We start from the raw sequence: 17,338 nt of genomic DNA, 5'->3' as shown, positions 1-17,338 counted from the left end.
CGTCTCGTTGGGCTGCGTCAGGCGGAGAGGAGGCGCAGGGTCAGGGCGACCAGGGCGAGCAGGGTCAGCACGACCACCGGGGCGACCTCGTAGTCCTTCTTGCGCAGGTGGGTGATCAGCGCGCCGATGAAGTAGAGGGCGACACCGATCGCCGCCGCGCCGCCGAGCGCCGGGACGGCGAGCCCGGCGAGCAGCCCGAGGGCGCCGGCGATCTTCGCGGTGGCCAGCCAGGGCATCCAGGAGTCCGGTACGTCGAGCTTGGTCATGCTGCCGACGACCTGCGGGTTTCTGGTGAAGGTCAGGAAGGCCGAGGCGGACAGCGCGAAGGTCAGCAGGACCGCGACGACGGCGTAGCCGATGAACATGGAGACACTCCAATAATAGGTCGAGCGGAATCGTTGAACGGTATCAATGATTTTCCGTTCTCCACAATGGAGCCGCTGTTACGGTGGGTGGCATGGCTGCTGAACCGTCCGACCGCCTCGGCTTTCTCCTCTCGTTCCGGGGTGAGCTCACCGGCGCCCGTATCCGTACGGCGCTCGGCGTCGCCGGACTGCATCCGAGGAACGCGATGACGCTGATGCAGCTGGCCCCCGGGGCCATGAGCCAGCGGGACCTGGCTGCCGTGTTGGAGGTCGATCCCAGCCAACTGGTGGCGATCCTGAACGAGTTGGAGGGGTCCGGGCTCGCGGAGCGCCGTCGCGACCCGGCCGACCGGCGCCGCCACATCGTGGAGATCACCGAGGCGGGCGAGGCGGCGCTGGAACGGGTCGACAGCGCGGTGAGCGAGGCGGAGCGCGAACTCTTCGCGAACCTCACGTCGGAGGAGCAGGACGTACTGCGCCGCCTCCTCGACCGCGTGGTCGTCGAGCGGGGCGACCACGACTGCAGCGAGTAAGGCGGCCGATTACCGTCCGGAGCACAGACGTGCGCGGTCATTGTTCTAGTAGAGTGCAAACAACTAGAATCGTAGAGACCTCGGGAGGCTCTCGATGAACCACGCAACCCGTCGCCCGGCCACCGACTCGACGCTCCGGCTGATGACCGCGCTGCCCTTCGTACTCGCCCTCGCGATGTACGGAGCGGCCCTCGCCGTCTGGTGGGACCGGCTGCCGGACCCCGTCGCCACGCACTTCTCGGCCGGCGGTGGAGGCCGCGCCGACGGCTGGACCGGCCTCACCGCCTTCGCGGCCATCGGCGCGTCCCTGCTGGTCGCGACCGGTGCCGGCTGGACCGCGCTGGTACGGCGCCGAGTGCTCTGGGGCGCCTGGGCGACCGCCGGGTTCACCGGCACACTGCTCGTCCTCCTGCTGCGGGACAACCTCGACGCGGCCGACGCGACGGGGGTCGTCTCACCGCTCGCGAACCTCGCGCTCGCGGCCGGCACGGCCGGGCTCGCGGCGCTCGCGGGGTGGGCGCTGAGCCGCCTCGTACCGGAGGAGACGCACACTGACGCGCCGGCCCCGGAGTCGTACGACCGGTTGCCGCTGGGCCCGAGCGAGGTGGCAGGCTGGTCCCGCGACGCCGGCTCGGGCACGCTGACGGCGCTCGGCGCGGCCTTCGTGCTCGCCGGGCTGGTCTCCCTCTTCCTCGGACCCTGGCCGCTCGCGCTCCTGCTGCTGGTGGTCGGTGTGCCCGGACTCGCCCTGGCCCGGATGCGGGTGACGGTCGACCGGCGCGGCCTGACCGTCGCGCCGGTGCTGACCGCCCGGCCGCGGATCCGCGTCCCGCTCGACGACGTCGCGGCCGCGACCGTGCGCGACGTCGACCCCGTGTCGGACTTCGGGGGCTGGGGCTACCGCGTCCGCGCCCACCGCACCGGCCTGGTGCTGCGCTCCGGCGAGGCCCTGGTCGTACGGCGGGAGGGCGGCCGGGAGTTCGCCGTCACCGTGGACGACGCGAAGACGGCGGCGGCCCTGCTGAACACGCTCGCCGCGCGCGGGGAAGGGGTCTGACCATGCTGTTCCGGGTGGATCCCGCCTCCGCCGTCCCGCTCGGCGACCAGATCGCCGCCTGCGTGCGCGGCGCCCTCGCCGACGGCACCGCCGAACCCGGCGAACGCCTGCCGGCGGCACGTCAGTTGGCCGACTCGCTGGGAGTCAACGTGCACACGGTCCTCCGCGGCTACCAACGCCTCCGCGAGGAGGGCCTCATCGAACTCCGCCGAGGCCGAGGCGCCGTCATCATCCCCGGCACGACGACACCAGCCAGAGCGAACCTGCTCGAACGAGTCAGAGAACTGGTGGCAGAAGCAAGAACATTGGGAGTGGCGGACGACGAACTGCTGACGTTGCTCCGGACGGAACTGAAGGGATAGCCGACGACGGACGGGAGCGGGGGACGTGGAGGGGGTGGCGTCCGGGACGTAAAGCGTGATTTGTGGCGCACGGAGCGGGGTCGGGATCCGAAGACCCCGAGGCGCCGTAAATCATGCAGTCCCGGACGTCACCCCCGGAACGGCCCCCGCGTCACCGAACACCACGGCACGAACATCACGGCACGAACCCCACGGCACGAACATCACGGCACGAACCCCACGGCACGAACCCCACAGCACGCACCCCGCGAACGCACCCCTCACCCCCTCCCCAGCGGCTCCCCGAGGCGCAGGTTCCACCGCCCGGCTCGCCCCGTCAGATGCGTCACGGACAACGGCCGCGGATCCAACCGCCACAGAACAGCGTCGTCCAGCCCCAGCGCATGCACCACCACCGCCCGCAACACATCCGGCTCGACGACCGCCACCACCCACCCCGGCTCCAGCCTTTCCACCCACGCCCCGACCCGTTCGCGCAGGGCCCGCAGGGACTCGCCGCCGTGCGGCGCGGCCGCCGGGTCGGCGAGCCAGGCCGCGACGGCCGGGCCCTCCGCCGCCGCCACCTCGTCGAGCCGCAGCCCGCGCCAACGGCCCATCGCGCAGCCGGCGAGCGCCTCGCGCGGCTCCGCCGCGCCACCGAGACCCAGCGCGTCCGCCGTCTCGCGGCACCGCACCGACGGCGAGACGCGCACCCGCGCGCCCTCGGTCCGCAGCGCCCCGGCCGCCGCCACAGCCGCCGCCGCCGCGCGGCCGGCCGGTTCCAGTGGCCCGTCGTCGAAACGGGCCTCGCGCAGCGCGGTGTTCATCGCCGGCGCGACGAGGGTGAGCCGTACAGTCATCTGATCTCCTCCGAAGGACGCTCCGCCCTCCAGGAGTGGGGCGAGGAACGGACTCTGGTAGCTCAGGCCGAGGAACGTCGCACGATTCAGGTGAATTAGCGTCAGATTACAAGCTCTCAGGCTAGTTTGTGAGAGTGACCTCGAGCCCTGTGAAGCGGGCATTCAAGTACCGCTTCCATCCGACTGATGCGCAGGCGTCGGAGCTGTCGCGCACGTTCGGGTGCGTGCGGAAGGTTTACAACATGGCGCTCGCGGCTCGTACGGAGGCGTGGGCCCGGCAGGAGCGGGTGAACTACAACGCCACATCGGCGATGCTGACGGCATGGAAGAAGACGGATGAGCTGGCCTATCTGAACGCGGTGTCATCCGTCCCGCTCCAGCAGGCGCTGCGGCATCTGCAGTCCGCTTTCGTCGGTTTCTTCGCGAAGCGGGCCGCGTACCCGCGCTTCAAGAGCCGGAAGAGGTCGCGGAAGTCGGCTGAGTACACCACCTCCGCGTTTCGGTTCCGGGACGGGCTGCTCACACTGGCGAAGATGGCCGAGCCGCTGGACATCGTGTGGTCGCGCCCAATTCCCGAGAAGGCGACGCCGTCCACCGTAACCGTCTCGCAGGACAGTGCGGGGCGATGGTTCGTCTCCTTGCTGTGTGACGACCCGTCCGTCAAGCCGCTCCCCGCGAGTGACGCAGGGATCGGGATCGACGTCGGCCTGGACCACCTCCTGACCCTCTCGACCGGGGAGAAGGTCGCCAACCCCCGGCACGAGCGCCGAGACCGTGCCCGTCTCGCGAGGGCTCAGCGGGAGCTGTGCCGCAAGGCCAAGGGCGACGGCGCCAACCGGCGCAAGGCCCGGCGGAAGGTCGCGAAGATCCACGCCCGGATCGCTGACCGTCGCCGGGATCACCTGCACAAGCTCACCACTCGACTCGTGCGCGACAACCAAACGCTCGTGATCGAGGACCTGACCGTGCGCAACATGGTCAAGAACCGGAGCCTGGCACGCGCCATCAGCGATGTGGCGTGGGCCGAGTTCCGGGGCCTGCTGGAGTACAAGGCTGCTTGGTACGGGCGGGAAGTGATCGCGGTGGACCGCTTCTTCCCCTCCTCCAGGCTGTGTTCCCACTGTGGTGCCCTCGCCGAGAGGATGCCGCTGAGCGTCCGTATCTGGACATGCGAGAGCTGCGGTTCGACCCACGACCGGGACGTGAACGCGGCGAAGAACCTCCTGGCCGCCGGGTTGGCGGTGTCTGTCTGTGGAGCCGGCGTAAGACCTCAACGGAGAATTCCGGGCGGGCCGCCGGCGAGGAAGCAGAAACCCTCACAGCGCAAGCCGTGAGAACCTCCCTCCGCCAGGAGGGGGAGAAGCCAAGGGTGATACATCCCTCACGCATACGGCTGGTCTTGGCGGCGACCGTCACACGCGGTACGGTCACGGCGACAATTCGACAACTCGACGACGGCGACACGGAAGTCCGGTGCAAATCCGGCACGGTCGCGCCACTGTGAGTCGCCCCCGGCGAAGGGGACGGCAAGTCAGACCTGACGACCGTCGTCGCGCACCACCGTATGGGACGCGAGTTCCCGAGGAGGTACCACCATGGCCGAGGCCGTCGCCCCCGCCGTCTCTTCCGCCACCCCTTCCGTCGCCGTACCGGCCGCTCTGCCGGTCCGCGCCGTCCTGCCCTGGGCCGTCTTCGGCGGTCTCCTGATGCTGATCGCCCTCTACTTCGTCGGCGCCGAGCAGGGCGCCACCTCGGTCTTCGCGGGCGCCGACGTGCACGAGTGGGTGCACGACGGGCGTCACCTGCTCGGCTTCCCCTGCCACTGAGGGGCGGCACGACCATGCACGGATCGACTGTCAGAAACCTGTTGGTCCGCGGCATGCTCGCGGGCCTGATCGCCGGACTGTTCGCCTTCACCGTGGCGTACGTCGCGGGTGAGCCGTCCGTCGACGCCTCGATCGCGGTGGAGGAGGCCGCGGCGGCCAAGGAGGCCGCCGCGCACCCCGGGCACCACGAGGCGGAGGCCGAACTCGTCAGCCGGGATGTCCAGTCCACGGCCGGCCTGGCCACCGGAGTCCTCGTCTACGGGGTGGCGCTGGGCGGCATCGCGTCCCTCGCGTTCTGCTTCCTGCTCGGCCGCACGGGGCGGTTCAGCCCGCGTGCGACGGCGGCGCTCACCGCCGGGGCCGCGTTCGTCACCGTCTACCTGGTGCCGTTCCTCAAGTACCCGGCGACCCCGCCGGCCGTCGGCAACCCGGACACCATCGGGAAGCGCACCACGCTCTTCTTCCTGATGATCCTGCTGAGCGTGCTGCTCGGCGTCGCCGCGACCATCGCGGGCCGCCGCCTCGCACCGCGCCTCGGCAACTGGAACGCGACCCTCGTCGCGCTCGCGGGCTTCGTCGCCGCGGTCGTGCTCGCGTGCGCGTTCCTGCCCGGCAACGACGACGCGGTCCAGGCCGGCTTCCCTGCTGCCGTGCTGTGGGAGTTCCGGATGGCGGCACTGGCCGTCCAGGTCACGCTGTGGGCAGTGTTCGGTGTCGCCTTCGGGTACCTGGCCCAGCGTCTCCTGGCGCCCGAGCCGGCGTCCGACGCGCAGCAGGCCCAGGTGGCCGCGGCCTGATCGGCCGCGGTGCGGATCGGGTGGGGCGCTCCTAGACTGACCAATGCCGCGCAAGTCCGGCACATCAGACAACAAGGAGGACATGCCCCATGTCCACGCGAGGCAACAAGCGACGCGCACGCAAGAAGAAGAAGGCGAACCACGGCAAGCGCCCCAACGCGTAGCGCGTGACGCCGTACGCCTGACACGCCGAAGCCCCGGACCGAGGTCCGGGGCTTTCGTGCGTTCACGCCGGGGGCTGCTCGGCGTGGCTCAGCCGAAGTACGCGGCGGCGCTCGGCGTGGCCAGCAGGGCGACGACCAGGAGCGAGCCGAGCGTCGCGAGCGGGAAGCGCACCAGGACCAGGGCGCGCAGCCAGCGCGGGAAGCCGGAGTTCGCGGCGGCGATGACGGCCTTGGCGTCGACGGTGCGGGCGGCGGGGTGCTCGGACCGCTTGAACGCGGCCTCGGTGTACTTCACCGCGAAGACCTGGCCGGCCGTGATGAAGCCGACGACCAGGAAGATCAGGGGTTCGGCGATCCAGGAGGCGAGCCGCGCGCCGCCGTGGGCGGCGAGGGTGAGCGAGGCGAGCGCGGTCAGGAGCGCGCCGATGGAGAGCGCGAACCCGAACTCCCAGCGCTCCTCCTCGAACCGGATGCCGTGCCGGGCGAGAACCTCGGGCGGGTGGCCCTGGGCGGCGACCTCGGCCTCGGCGGCCCGCTGGGCGGCGGCACCGGTGAACCAGACGGTGACCGGGATGACGAGGAAGAGGGCGGCGAGGGCGAGCTGGAGGGTGGCGGCGAGGGCGATGGTGAGCGGCATGGCGGGGTCTCCTGGAGGCGAGGTCTTGCACTAAGTTCAAGTGGTGGGCAGGCGTAGCCCGGGTTCATCGGCGTCGTGTCAGGCGGCGATCGCGGTCAGGGTGATGGCGAGCGCGGACCCGGCGAAGACGACGGTGTGGCGGACGTTCTGCAGGATGCGGGTCCAGGCGGGGAACGCGTCCTCGGCGGCCTTGAGCAGCGCGGGGACGTCGATCGCCAGCAGGCTCGGGTCGTTCTTGCGGGCGAACGCGGCCTGGACGGACTGTGCGGCGGTCAGCTGGCTGTAGAGGATGACGCCGTTGCCGAGCAGGACCAGCGACTGGAGGATCCAGGTCAGCAGGTGCCCCCAGTCGTTGCCGGCGAAGTTGAGCCCGGCGAGGACGGCGACCAGCGCGGCGATCGAGACGGGTGCCCAGGTCTCGTGGCCGCTGGCGTCGAACCGCATCCCGTTCTCCTCCAGGACGGTGTCCCGGGCGCCCTGGCGGCGGAGTTCGGCCTTCGCGGCGACCTTGGCGCGGTCGCCGACCTTGTGGCGCAGCACCGGGATGCTGACGAAAGCGGCGGAGACGAGCAGCTGGGCGAGGGCGGCGACGGTGTTCATCGGTTTCTCCTTCGAGGTGTTCCGTGAGTGACTTGCACTGTGTTCAAGTAGAACGTAGTCGAGGACTTGAACAGCGTGCAAGAGAGTTCTCGAACTTTGTGCAAGTCGATGTCGGCGCCCTATCGTGAGCGCATGCCGCGCGACACGCTGACCAAGGACCAGATCGTCAGGACCGCCATCGAGCTCCTGGACTCCGAAGGGCTGGAGGGCCTCAACATGAGGGCTCTGGGGCAGCGCCTCGACTCCGCCGCCACGGCGGTCTACTGGCACGTCAAGAACAAGGACAACCTCGTCACGCTGGCCGGCGACGAGGTCTGGAACGAGATCCGGCTGCCCGACCTGGACGTCGTCGACTGGCGCACGGCGGCCGCCTCGATGGCGACGGACCTGCACGGGATGTTCAGCCGCCACCCCTGGCTGGTGCAGGCCTTCGCGAGCCACCTCTTCTTCGGCACCGCCAAGTCCCGCCTCGACGACCACACCCTCGCCGTCTACGAGAAGGCCGGCTTCACCGGCCCCGACGCGGACCGCGCGGCGGCGAGCGTTTTCACGTACGTCCTCGGCAACGCGCTGGGCGCCGCCGCCACGGCCTCGCTCACCCGCAGGATCGAACGCGGCGGCGGTGACGCGGAGGCGTCGTTCGCGGCGACGATGAAGGAGGCCGCCGAGACGGCCTCCCGCTTCCCGCGGCTGCGCGCCCGGATCGGCTCGACGGAGTACGCCGGTAGCCCCGACGAGTCCTTCGAGTTCGGCCTCGACGCGGTCCTGGACGGCCTGGAGGCGCGCCTGAAGCGCTGACGTTCACGCCGGCGGCGGGCGTCCGGGGGCCTCACGCCGGCGGCGGGCCGCCCCGGCCCTCAGGCCGGTGACGCGGCGTCCGGGTCTTCAGGCCTGCGCCGCGGCGTCCGGGTCCAGAAGGGCCAGCACCTGCTCCGGCGCCCAGTGGCCCGCGGCCCCGGGGCGGCCGGCGAGGTAGCCGGCGATCTCGTCCGGCCCCCAGGTCCCGGTCTCGTGCAGCCCGGCGGCGAGATGCCGTACGTACGCGGCGGACGGCGCCAGCGGCGGCACGTCCGCCATGTTCCACGGCGCGGTGAACGTCAGCAGCGGGACCCCGTCGAGCGCCCCGGCGCACACCAGCGTCTCGTACCGGCCCGGCCCCAGCGCGACCCGGCCGCGCGCGACGACGTCGTCCAGGTCGAGGCCGACGTCGGGGTCGGTCCCGGGCTCCCGCTCCATCTCCTGGGCCACGATGTCGCCGAACTGCCCGGCGCCCACCAGATGCGCCCGCGCGTACGCGACCCCCGGCGCGCTCGGGTCGTAGAACGCCCGCCCGCCCGACCACACGGCCGACTCGGTCGCGAAGTACACGCACCCCGGCAGCACCACGCCCGCCGACCGCACCGGCTCCGAGGCGTCCCGGCAGCCGGGATACACCCGATCGGTCCCCGGCGGTGACCCGCCGGCCAGGTAGCACCGCAGACGGGCGGCGTGCATGTTGGACCCGTACGCCACGTACCAGACGAGCCGCCGGTCATCCATCGGCACACCTCCGGAGTCTCTTCCGTCCCGCTCCCGATTATCGGCCCGTCGCTTCCCTTCCTACTCTGGAGAAGACGTGAGGAGGCGGAATGTCGACCGTCGCCGTGCACAGCGCCGTCCTGGGCGAGGGACGGCCGACCCTCCCGTACGCCGAGGCCGGCGGCCCGGACGGCACGCCGGTCGTGCTGGTCCACGGCTACGTGGACTCGTGGTGGACGTTCGAGCCCATGCTCCGGCGTATGCCGTCCGCGCTGCACGCGTACGCCCCGACGCAGCGGGGCCACGGCGACGCGGAGAAGCCCGAGGAGGGCTATCTGCCCGAGGACTTCGCCGACGACCTCGTCGCGTTCCTGGACAGCACGGGGATCGAGCGCGCCGTGCTGGTCGGGGGCTCCAGCGGAGGAGTGCAGGCCCGGATCGTCGCGGGCCGCCGCCCGGACCGGGTGGCGGGCCTGGTCCTCCTGGGCGTACCGGCCTCCCTCGCGGACAAGCCCGGGGCGGCCGAGTTGCGGGAGCGGCTGAGCGCGGCGGAAGACCCGGTGGACCGCGCGTTCGTGGAGGACTTCGTCCGCGGCATGACGGAGGTCCCGATCGCCCGCGGCTTCCTGGAGACGATCGTCGACGAGAACCTGAAGGCCCCGGCCCGCGTCTGGCGCGAAACGCTGCACGGCCTCCTGGAGACCGACCTCCTCGCCACCCTCACCGGCATCCTCGTCCCCACGCTGGTCGTCTGGGGCGACCGCGACCCGATCCTGCCCCGCGAGGACCAGCAGAGGATCCTCGACACCATCCCCCTCTCCCGCCTCCTCGTCCACGAGGGCGCCGGCCACGTGCCCTACTGGGAGAACCCGGACCGCGTCCTCCGCGACATCGCCGCCTTCGCGGCCGAGGTCATGCCGAGCTGACCTGGGCCAGGGCGCACCGGTCGCCGGGCTCCAGCAGGTGGTCGGGCAGGGCGAGTTCGGTGGCGGGGCGCTGGGCCAGCCAGCCCGAGCGCCGGTGGGACGGGGCTTCGGTGCGGACGTGGTCGAAGCCCAGGCGCTCGTAGTAGGCGTGGAGGTCCGTGTTCGTGCGCCAGGTATCGATACGGACCCACTCCCGGCCCTCCAGCGCGGCGACGCGGGAGGCCCAGTCCAGGACCCGGACGCCGAGCCGCTGCCCCTTCGCGGCCCGGGCGACGATCAGTTTGTACAGGTAGAACCCGGACTCCGGCCGGTCGTCGGCGGTCCAGAAGTCGCGGTCGGCGGGCCCGCGGCTCACCGTCGCGAGGATCTCGCCGGTGTCGCCGCCCACGACGACCCAGGACCGCCCGTCGTCGATCGCCGCCCGCCACTTCCCGATCGCGGTGCTCCCCGTCTCCGGATCGCTCCACTGATCCGTCCCCTTGGTGCTGAGCCACCGCTCCGCCTCCGTCCGAAGAGCCATCAGCGCGGGGACGTCCACGGCACGGGCGGGGCGGATGTGTTCGGTCGGTTGCGGCTTCATGGGCACTCGCGCCTCACTCCGGCAGGGGTCGGTGTTCGCACGGTCAGACGCGTGCCCCTGAGTTGTAGCCGTTACGCATGCGATTTCGCGAGCGCGGGGTAGTCGGTGTAGCCCGCCTCGCCGCCCACGTACATCAGGCCCTTGTCCTGCAGGGGGTTGAGCGGCGCGCCCACGCGCAGCCGTTCGACCAGGTCGGGATTGGCCAGGAACGCCCGGCCGAGGGAGACCAGATCGGCTCCCGCGGCCAGGAGCCGCTCGGCCTCGTGCCGGCCGCCGTCGGCCGGCAGCGGACCGGGCCACGGCAGCGCCGGGTTGGCGATCAGCGTGCCCGCCCACTGCTTGCGGATGCGCTGGAAGAGCGACTGGTCGGGGTCGGCGAACACCACGTGCAGGTAGGCGAGTCCGCTGTCGGCGAGCGCGTCGACGAGCGCCGGGTACACCTCCTCCGCGTCGTCCTCGTGCATGCCGTTGGCCGTGACGCCGGGGGCGATGCGCAGGCCGACCCGCTCGGGGCCGACCGCGTCGGCGACGGCCTCGACCACCTCGCGTACGAACCTGATGCGACCGGCCACCGAGTCGCCGTAGGCGTCGGTGCGGTGGTTGGTCCCCGAGGCCAGGAACTGGTGGAGCAGGTAGCCGTTGCCGCCGTGCACCTCCACCCCGGCGAAACCGGCGTCGATCGCCCGGCGGGCGGCGGCGGCGAAGTCGGCCACGGTGGCCCGGATCTCGTCGACGGTCATCTCGTGTGGTACGACGGCGGGTTGGTGGCCGTGGGGCGTGAAGATCGTGTCGGGGAGCGGGACCGGCGAGGGCGCGACGGGCCACAGGCCGCCGCTGTTGTCGGGGTGACCGATCCGGCCGCCGTGCTGCAGCTGAAGGAACATGCGGCCGCCCGCGGCGCCGACCGCCTCGGTGACCTGCCGCCAGCCGGCAACGTGCGCGTCGTTGTGGATCGCGGTGATGTTCGGGTACGTCTGCCCGACGGCGTTGGGCGTCGAGGCCTCGGCGACGATCAGCCCCGCGGAGGCGCGCTGCGCGTAGTACGTGGCCATGATCGAGGTCGGAACGCCGTCGTCGGCGGCCCGGTTGCGGGTCATCGGCGCCATCACCAGGCGGTTGGGCAGGTCCAGGGCGCCGATTCGGGCGGGGTCGAAGACGCTGGGGGTGGTCATGACGATCGTCCTTGGGGAGATGGGGTGGTGGACCTCGGCGTGCGGGCCTCGGGGTCTGATCCACTCTCGAACTCCGTTCCGGGCCGAACAAGATCGAAGTCATCTACGATCGGTGCGCCAAACTCACCCATGGAGGCCGGCGATGGAGCGACACGAGATCGAGGTGTTCCTGACGCTGGCCGAGGAGCTGCACTTCCGGCGTACCTCCGAGCGGCTCGGTCTGGCCCAGGGACGGGTCAGCCAGACCATCAAGAAGCTGGAACGCCGCATCGGTGTCCCGCTGTTCGAACGCACCAGCCGCCGTGTCGCCCTGACCCCGACGGGGCAGCAGTTGCGCGACGATCTGATCCCGGTCCGCCGGCAGCTCCAGCGCGCCGTGGACCGCGCGATGGCCATGGGCCGGGGCATCACGGGCGTGCTCCACGTCGGGTACTCGAGCCCGATGGTCGCCGAGATCCTTCTGAGGGCCGCCGACACCTTCCGTACCCGCTACCCGGACTGCGAGATCGAGATCCAGGAGGTCCAGCTCTCCGACCCGTTCGGGCCGCTCAGGAGCGGTCGGCTCGATCTCCAGGTCACCGAACGCCCGGTGCAGGAACCCGATCTCACCCTCGGTCCCGTCGTCCTGCACGAGCCGCGGTCGCTGATGGTCCCGGCCGAGCACCCCTTCGCCCGGCGTACGTCCGTGTCGGTGGAGGACCTCGCCGAGTCGACGCTCCTCGCCGTGTCCGGAGCCGTACCGCCGTACTGGCTCGACCACCACTACCCGCGGCGGACTCCCCAGGGGTCGCCCGTCGAGCACGGCCCGACGTTCACGTACTGGACCGAGGTGATGAACCTCGTCGGCCTGGGACGTGGCGTCTCACCGGCGTGCCGGACCGCGGAGCGCTACCACGCCCGTCCCGACGTGGCGTGGGTCCCCTTCCGGGACGCCCCGCCCGTCGTGTACGGCTTCGTCTGGCCGGCGAGCGGCGAGAGCGCCCGGGTACGCGCCTTCGTCGACACGGTCTGCGAGGTCACTCGATGACGCTGTCCCGGATGCCACCGATGTCGGTGGTCGGCACGGGCCGGTTCATTCCGACCGGCTGACGGCCGCGGCCCCTTCCGCCAGCAGCGCGAGCACCTTGCCGATCTGCTCGCGCACGTCCGGATCGGTGATGAGCCCGTCCTCGCCGACGATCTGGGGAGCCACCGGAATCCTGGCGCAGGCCGATTCCACGACGGCGGCGCCGGTGTAGCCGAGCACGAGGCGCAGAGTGGCCTCCGCACCCTGGCCGCGCCCGGGGGCGGCGGCGGTCACCCAGGCCACGGGCTTGTCGCAGATCTCGGTGCCGCCGACCGTCCAGTCCAGCAGGTTCTTGAACGAGCCGGGCAGCGTACCCGCGTACTCCGGAGTACAGATCAACACCGCGTCCGCCTCCTCGACGGCGGCCCGTAGCGAGGCGACCGGAGCGGGCAGCGGATCGCGGTCGTCGTCGGGGTTGAAGTGCGGAAGCGCGCCCAGGCCCTCGTAGAGGCGGGTGCGTATCCAGGAGGGCGCCACCGCTTGCGCGGTGCCGAGCACCGCCGCGTTGGAGGAACCGGCCCGCAGGCTTCCGGACACCAGGAGAATCAGAGGCGGCGTAGGCATCCAGCCACCCTAACCAGCGTGCCGCGCACGGCGGATGGGCTTTTCGGCCGCGCGGATGGAAGACCTGGGGCCGAAGACGTGCGGGCGGAAGCCCTGCGGACGGAAGACCTGCGGGCGGGGCCGGTCCTACGGGCGACCACCCGCTTCGTGCTCCCGGATCGCCGCCTCCACGAGGGCGCGTGCCGCCCAGGTGATGGCCTCCTCCTCGGCCTGCGGGCCGAGCCCGCGGACGTCGCGCAGAGCGATCTGCGCCTCCCAGCCGACCACGATGGTCAGGGCCGAGATCAGCCTCTCGTACGACTCCGGGGCGAGGGTCTCGCGGAGCGGCTCGCAGGCCTGCTCCAGCCACTCGACCCGGCGGGGGCCGCGCCGCGGGGCGGGCGGGTCCTGGCTCTCGTCCACCGGCTGATCGACGGTCAGCCGGATGAGCCGGCGGCCGAGCGGAAGCGACTGCGGTGAGTACTTCAAGAGCGTCCTTATGAGGGCGTCCACGCGGGCCGCGGGGTCGTCGGCGATCGCGGGGTCGGCGAACGCCTCCTCGACGGGGGGCTCGTTGAGCGCGCCGGCGGTCGCGTCGATCAGCAGGTGATCGAGGCTCGGGAAGTACGCGTAGACCGTGCGCCGCGACACGTCGGCGGCGGCCGCGATCTCGTCGATGGACGGCGTCGCTCCGCCGGCGCTCAGCCGGACCGCCGCTTCGACGATCGCCTTGCGGGTACGGCGGCGCTGCGCTTCGCGGCCACCGCGACGGACTGGATCGTCACTGGTCATCGTCGACTGTCGCTCCCGGGTCGGTGGGTCGGCGGGGTCTTGACGCCCCCTCAGGGAATAAGTATATCTTCATGCAGTCGCTGCACAGCAGTGCAGTGAGTGCACGAAAGTGAACCGGAATGTTGTCCAGGTCACACAGCCGTACCTGTCACAGGAGCCGGGCCGCCGGTGTCTTGAGGCCGAACAGGCAGAACCGGACCTGATGCGGACTTGAAGCGGAGGACACACCATGAGCAAGCACACCGATGTGGTCGTGATCGGCGGCGGGTACGCCGGTGTCATGGCGGCCAACCGCCTCACGCAGGGCGGCGACGTGACGGTGACCGTGATCAACCCGCGCCCGTCCTTCGTCCACCGGATCCGCCTGCACCAGCTGGTGGGCGGGACCGGGGAGGCGGTCCACGACTACCGGGAGGTGCTGGGCGAGGGCGTCCGGCTGGTGGTCGACACCGTGACCCGGATCGACGCGACGGAGCGCAGCGTGGCGCTGGCGTCGGGCGGCACGGTCGGCTACGACTACCTGGTCTACGCGGTGGGCAGCGGCAGCGCCGACCCGAGCGTGCCGGGAGCGGCCGAGTTCGCGTACCCGATCGGCACGTTCGAGGAGGCGGAGCGGCTGCGGCCGGTCGTGGAGGCCGCGTCCGCGACGGCCGCGGTGACGGTCGTGGGAGCCGGCCCGACCGGCATCGAGACCGCAGCCGAACTGGCGGAGGCGGGTCGCGCGGTGACCCTGGTCTGCGGCGGCGTGCTCGGCCCGTACCTGCACCCGCGGGGCCGCCGTTCGGTGGCCCGGCGCCTGGCCCGGCTCGGGGTGACGGTCCTCGACGGCCCCGACGCGAAGGTGACGGAGGTGACCCGCGACGCCGTCCGGCTCAGCGGCGGGCGCGAGCTGCCGAGCGCGGTGACGATCTGGACCGTCGGCTTCGGCGTCCCCGACCTGGCCGTGCGCAGTGGTCTGAGCACCGACGCCCTGGGCCGCCTGCTCACGGACGAGACACTGACCAGCGTGGACGACGCCCGCATCATCGCGGCCGGGGACTCGGCGGCACCGTCGGGCCTGCCGCTGCGGATGAGCTGCCAGGCCGCGATGCCGATGGGCGCGCAGGCCGCGGACACGGTGCTCAGCCTGATCGCGGGCGAGCAGCCCGAGACCCTCAACAACCCGTTCGCCGCCCAGTGCATCAGCCTGGGCCGCGGCGACGGCATCTTCCAGTTCTCCAACCGGTCGGACGCCGCGGTGTGGCTGAAGGTCGACGGCCGCCTGGGCGCGAAGATCAAGGAGACGGTGTGCGTGGGCGTCGTCAAGCACATGGCCGACGAGGCGGCCAACCCCGGCGGCTACCGCCTCCACCGCGCGGGCGGCGCCGGCGCCCGCCAGGCCCGCCTCGAGGCAGCCGGCCCGGCCCCGACCTCGGCCCAGCGAGCATCGGCCTGAACGCCCGCGCCCCGGGCTGGGTGCGCGAAGAACGAGTGCACCCGGCCCGGTCACGACCGGGCCGCCGTCCGCAGCCCGGTCACGACCGGGCGGCCGCCCCTTCCGAAGCCTCCGCGGCGCGCCGGGCGGTCACCAGATAGCCCGCGAACCGCACATCGGGCCGGGCCTTCGCCCACCCGTCCGCCCGCTCGACCGGCACCAGCACGGTGGTGCCCGGAACGGGGTGGTACGTGTTGCCCGTGCTGCCGGGAGGCAGCGCGTAACGGCAGTGCACCTCGGCGATCGTCAGCACCTCCAGCGAGCTCGGCGCCTGCTCGTCCCCCTGCCCGTGATGCTCCTCGCGGAAGTCGATGCCCGCCGCCCGCTCGTCACCGACGACGTCGGCGTAGTCCTCCGGATCGACCTCCAGCAGCCGCCACGAGACGACGTCCCCCGGCGCGAAGTCCTCCCCGCAGCACTGCATCTGCCAGTCGTCGACCCAGATCGTCACCGTCATGAAGACCATTGTCCGCCGAGGAGCTCCCGGGCCCGGAGCCCGGCCTGGAAGCGCGAGCGGGCGTCCAGCGCGGTCATCAGCGAGGCCACCCGACGCCGGTACGTGCGCAGGGAGACCCCGAGCAGTCGGGACGCCGTCTCGTCCGTGTGGCCGGCGGCCAGGGAACGCAGTACGGCCCGGTCGGCCTCGCCGAGACGCGGAAACGGCGTGCGGCCGTACGCGGCGAGGTCCGTGGCGGTCTCCCACGCCGTCTCGAACAGTGCCCGCACTCCGGCCACGACGTCCGGCTCCTGGACGACGCTGTACGTACGGGGTTCTCCGGTCGCGGGCCGCGGCGCCGCGAGGACGGCGAGGCGCCGGTCGACGACGATCGCCTCGTGGGCCGGGGGAGCGGGCGAGATCCGGATCTCCGCACCGGCCCCGGCGAGGCGCTCCAGCAACTCCCGTCCGCCGGGAGCCCGGTAGACGGCGGGCCCGTACAACTTCCGCACCACGAGGCCCGGTACGGGTGTGCGCCGGGCGCCGACGGCCGCCGCCGACCAGGTCCCGGGTTCCCCGGCGGCGCAGAGGAACTCCTCCCGTGCGCCGTCGAAGAGGGCGCCGGCCCGCCGCACCAGCTCGGCGGTCCCCCGCAGCGTCACGATGCCCTGGGTCGTCATGGCACCAACCTGCCACCCGTTCGCCACGGGTACGACCGCTCCGCAGGATCTGAGGCATGACGACCACTGATCAGCAGACCTCCCCCACCTTCCTCCTCGGCGGAGACCTCCCCGTCGCCCGCATGGGATTCGGCGCCATGCGGCTGCCGGCCCGGGAGATCGCCGGCCCCGCGAACGACCCGGAGACCTCGGCGGCCGTACTGCGGCGGGCCGTCGAGCTCGGGGTGAACCACATCGACACCGCCTGGTTCTACTTCCACGGCGGGCTCTCGGCGAACGGCCTGATCCACCGCACTCTGCACCCGTACCCCGAGCACCTGGTCCTGGCGGCCAAGGTCGGCCCGGTCCGGAACCCCGACGGCAGTTGGGGACCCCCGGCGGGACCTCGCGAGCTGGCCGCCGACGTCCACCGCACCCTGCGCGAACTCGGCCGCGACCGTCTCGACCTCGTGTACCTGCGCCTCCAGCCGGGCGGCGGGGAAGGGCCGCTCGCCGACCGGTTCGCGGCACTCGCAGCCCTGCGCGAGGAGGGCCTGATCCGACACCTCGGCCTGAGCAACACGACCACCGAGCAGCTCGCCCAGGCGCAACGGATCGCCCCGGTGGCGGCCGTGCAGAACCAGTACGGCCTGTTCCACCGCCCGGACCCGGCCGTCCTCGACGCGTGCACCCGTCAGGGCATCGCCTACGTCCCGTTCTTCTCCTTGGAGACCCTGGGCCGCCCGGAACCGACCGAACCCCTCCACCGCATCGCCGCGCGACACGAAGCCACACCGGCCCAGATCAAACTCGCCTGGATGCTCGCCCAGTCCCCGGTGGTCCTTCCCATCCCGGGTACCTCGTCACTGCCCCACGTGGAGGAAAACACCGCAGCCGCCACCGTGCGCCTCGCGGAGCCCGACCTGACGATGCTGAACGCGCTACCGCACTGAGTCCGCCGCGCCTGGGTTCGATGCACCGCGGTGGGCCCG

At 72.0% G+C, this 17,338-nt stretch carries 23 protein-coding genes; 12 read left to right on the top strand and 11 right to left on the bottom strand.

The window, feature by feature from the left end:
• Positions 1–17: 17 nt before the first annotated feature.
• Positions 18–365 (bottom strand): DoxX family protein, encoded by a 348-nt coding sequence (locus R2D22_RS17720; protein WP_318104693.1) that lies wholly within the window; start codon positions 363–365, stop codon positions 18–20.
• A gap of 92 nt (positions 366–457) precedes the next feature.
• Between R2D22_RS17720 and R2D22_RS17715 the strand changes: the two genes are divergently transcribed.
• The 3 genes from R2D22_RS17715 (at position 458) to R2D22_RS17705 (ending at position 2,317) form a co-directional block, all read left to right on the top strand.
• Entirely contained in the window at positions 458–898 is a 441-nt protein-coding gene (locus R2D22_RS17715; RefSeq protein ID WP_318104692.1) for a MarR family winged helix-turn-helix transcriptional regulator, read from the top strand.
• 94 nt (positions 899–992) lie between these two features.
• Entirely contained in the window at positions 993–1,955 is a 963-nt protein-coding gene (locus R2D22_RS17710; RefSeq protein ID WP_318104691.1) for a DUF1648 domain-containing protein, read from the top strand.
• Positions 1,956–1,957: 2 nt separating this feature from the next.
• Positions 1,958–2,317 carry a GntR family transcriptional regulator gene (locus R2D22_RS17705; RefSeq protein ID WP_318104690.1) on the top strand — a complete coding sequence of 120 codons (360 nt, stop codon included), beginning with the start codon at positions 1,958–1,960 and terminating at the stop codon, positions 2,315–2,317.
• 260 nt (positions 2,318–2,577) lie between these two features.
• On the opposite strand, the gene R2D22_RS17700 is transcribed toward R2D22_RS17705, so the two are convergent.
• A complete protein-coding gene (locus tag R2D22_RS17700; RefSeq protein WP_318104688.1) occupies positions 2,578–3,156 on the bottom strand; it encodes a histidine phosphatase family protein in 579 nt (192 codons plus the stop codon).
• A 134-nt stretch (positions 3,157–3,290) separates the two neighbouring features.
• Between R2D22_RS17700 and R2D22_RS17695 the strand changes: the two genes are divergently transcribed.
• The 4 genes from R2D22_RS17695 (at position 3,291) to R2D22_RS36130 (ending at position 5,943) form a co-directional block, all read left to right on the top strand.
• On the top strand, positions 3,291–4,490 hold the full coding sequence (locus R2D22_RS17695) for an RNA-guided endonuclease InsQ/TnpB family protein (protein ID WP_318104686.1): 1,200 nt from the start codon (positions 3,291–3,293) through the stop codon (positions 4,488–4,490).
• 261 nt (positions 4,491–4,751) lie between these two features.
• Positions 4,752–4,982 (top strand): CbtB domain-containing protein, encoded by a 231-nt coding sequence (locus tag R2D22_RS17690; protein WP_318104682.1) that lies wholly within the window; start codon positions 4,752–4,754, stop codon positions 4,980–4,982.
• A 14-nt stretch (positions 4,983–4,996) separates the two neighbouring features.
• Positions 4,997–5,779: a CbtA family protein gene (locus R2D22_RS17685; RefSeq protein WP_318104681.1), complete on the top strand. Its 783-nt coding sequence runs from the start codon at positions 4,997–4,999 to the stop codon at positions 5,777–5,779.
• An 89-nt stretch (positions 5,780–5,868) separates the two neighbouring features.
• Positions 5,869–5,943 (top strand): 50S ribosomal protein bL37, encoded by a 75-nt coding sequence (locus R2D22_RS36130; RefSeq protein WP_411977145.1) that lies wholly within the window; start codon positions 5,869–5,871, stop codon positions 5,941–5,943.
• A gap of 88 nt (positions 5,944–6,031) precedes the next feature.
• Here the strand turns inward: R2D22_RS36130 and R2D22_RS17680 are convergent, their stop codons facing one another.
• A complete protein-coding gene (locus tag R2D22_RS17680; RefSeq protein ID WP_318104679.1) occupies positions 6,032–6,580 on the bottom strand; it encodes a hypothetical protein in 549 nt (182 codons plus the stop codon).
• A gap of 78 nt (positions 6,581–6,658) precedes the next feature.
• The gene (locus tag R2D22_RS17675; RefSeq protein ID WP_318104677.1) at positions 6,659–7,180 is read right to left on the bottom strand and encodes a hypothetical protein; all 522 of its coding nucleotides are present in this window, start codon (positions 7,178–7,180) and stop codon (positions 6,659–6,661) included.
• A gap of 132 nt (positions 7,181–7,312) precedes the next feature.
• Between R2D22_RS17675 and R2D22_RS17670 the strand changes: the two genes are divergently transcribed.
• Positions 7,313–7,978, top strand: a complete 666-nt coding sequence (locus R2D22_RS17670) for a TetR/AcrR family transcriptional regulator C-terminal domain-containing protein (RefSeq protein ID WP_318104676.1) — start codon at positions 7,313–7,315, stop codon at positions 7,976–7,978.
• Positions 7,979–8,065: 87 nt separating this feature from the next.
• Here R2D22_RS17670 and R2D22_RS17665 read toward each other — a convergent pair whose 3' ends face one another.
• The gene (locus R2D22_RS17665; protein WP_318104673.1) at positions 8,066–8,719 is read right to left on the bottom strand and encodes a histone deacetylase; all 654 of its coding nucleotides are present in this window, start codon (positions 8,717–8,719) and stop codon (positions 8,066–8,068) included.
• An 89-nt stretch (positions 8,720–8,808) separates the two neighbouring features.
• On the opposite strand from R2D22_RS17665, the gene R2D22_RS17660 reads away from it, so the two are divergent.
• Complete coding sequence (locus R2D22_RS17660) at positions 8,809–9,624, top strand: alpha/beta fold hydrolase (protein WP_318104672.1); 816 nt, start codon at positions 8,809–8,811, stop codon at positions 9,622–9,624.
• Here R2D22_RS17660 and R2D22_RS17655 read toward each other — a convergent pair.
• Both R2D22_RS17655 and R2D22_RS17650 read right to left on the bottom strand, forming a co-directional pair.
• Positions 9,611–10,204: a GNAT family N-acetyltransferase gene (locus R2D22_RS17655; protein ID WP_318104671.1), complete on the bottom strand. Its 594-nt coding sequence runs from the start codon at positions 10,202–10,204 to the stop codon at positions 9,611–9,613. The two genes, R2D22_RS17660 and R2D22_RS17655, sit on opposite strands and share 14 nt — an antisense overlap.
• Positions 10,205–10,275: 71 nt before the next feature.
• Positions 10,276–11,376, bottom strand: a complete 1,101-nt coding sequence (locus tag R2D22_RS17650; protein ID WP_318104670.1) for an alkene reductase — start codon at positions 11,374–11,376, stop codon at positions 10,276–10,278.
• Positions 11,377–11,518: 142 nt separating this feature from the next.
• On the opposite strand from R2D22_RS17650, the gene R2D22_RS17645 reads away from it, so the two are divergent.
• A complete protein-coding gene (locus R2D22_RS17645) occupies positions 11,519–12,403 on the top strand; it encodes a LysR family transcriptional regulator (protein WP_318104668.1) in 885 nt (294 codons plus the stop codon).
• Between the two features lie 45 nt (positions 12,404–12,448).
• Here R2D22_RS17645 and R2D22_RS17640 read toward each other — a convergent pair whose 3' ends face one another.
• Together R2D22_RS17640 and R2D22_RS17635 are read right to left on the bottom strand one after the other, a co-directional pair.
• A complete protein-coding gene (locus R2D22_RS17640) occupies positions 12,449–13,006 on the bottom strand; it encodes an NADPH-dependent FMN reductase (RefSeq protein WP_318104667.1) in 558 nt (185 codons plus the stop codon).
• 126 nt (positions 13,007–13,132) lie between these two features.
• Positions 13,133–13,777 carry a TetR/AcrR family transcriptional regulator gene (locus R2D22_RS17635; RefSeq protein ID WP_318104665.1) on the bottom strand — a complete coding sequence of 215 codons (645 nt, stop codon included), beginning with the start codon at positions 13,775–13,777 and terminating at the stop codon, positions 13,133–13,135.
• Between the two features lie 229 nt (positions 13,778–14,006).
• Here R2D22_RS17635 and R2D22_RS17630 point away from each other — a divergent pair, with 229 nt between their 5' ends.
• The gene (locus R2D22_RS17630; protein ID WP_318104664.1) at positions 14,007–15,212 is read left to right on the top strand and encodes an NAD(P)/FAD-dependent oxidoreductase; all 1,206 of its coding nucleotides are present in this window, start codon (positions 14,007–14,009) and stop codon (positions 15,210–15,212) included.
• 79 nt (positions 15,213–15,291) lie between these two features.
• Here R2D22_RS17630 and R2D22_RS17625 read toward each other — a convergent pair whose 3' ends face one another.
• Positions 15,292–15,708, bottom strand: coding sequence for a DUF6578 domain-containing protein (locus tag R2D22_RS17625; protein ID WP_318104662.1), 417 nt, complete (start codon positions 15,706–15,708; stop codon positions 15,292–15,294).
• Positions 15,705–16,367: a DNA-binding response regulator gene (locus tag R2D22_RS17620; protein ID WP_318104661.1), complete on the bottom strand. Its 663-nt coding sequence runs from the start codon at positions 16,365–16,367 to the stop codon at positions 15,705–15,707. Before R2D22_RS17620 ends, R2D22_RS17625 begins: the two co-directional genes overlap by 4 nt.
• A 56-nt stretch (positions 16,368–16,423) precedes the next feature.
• Between R2D22_RS17620 and R2D22_RS17615 the strand changes: the two genes are divergently transcribed.
• Entirely contained in the window at positions 16,424–17,299 is an 876-nt protein-coding gene (locus R2D22_RS17615; protein WP_318104660.1) for an aldo/keto reductase, read from the top strand.
• Positions 17,300–17,338 lie beyond the last annotated feature (39 nt).

This window comes from Streptomyces sp. HUAS YS2, assembly GCF_033343995.1.
GTDB lineage: Bacteria > Actinomycetota > Actinomycetes > Streptomycetales > Streptomycetaceae > Streptomyces > Streptomyces solicathayae.
The sequence above is the reverse complement of the archived record's forward strand: the minus strand, read 5'-3'. Positions and strand labels throughout refer to the sequence as shown.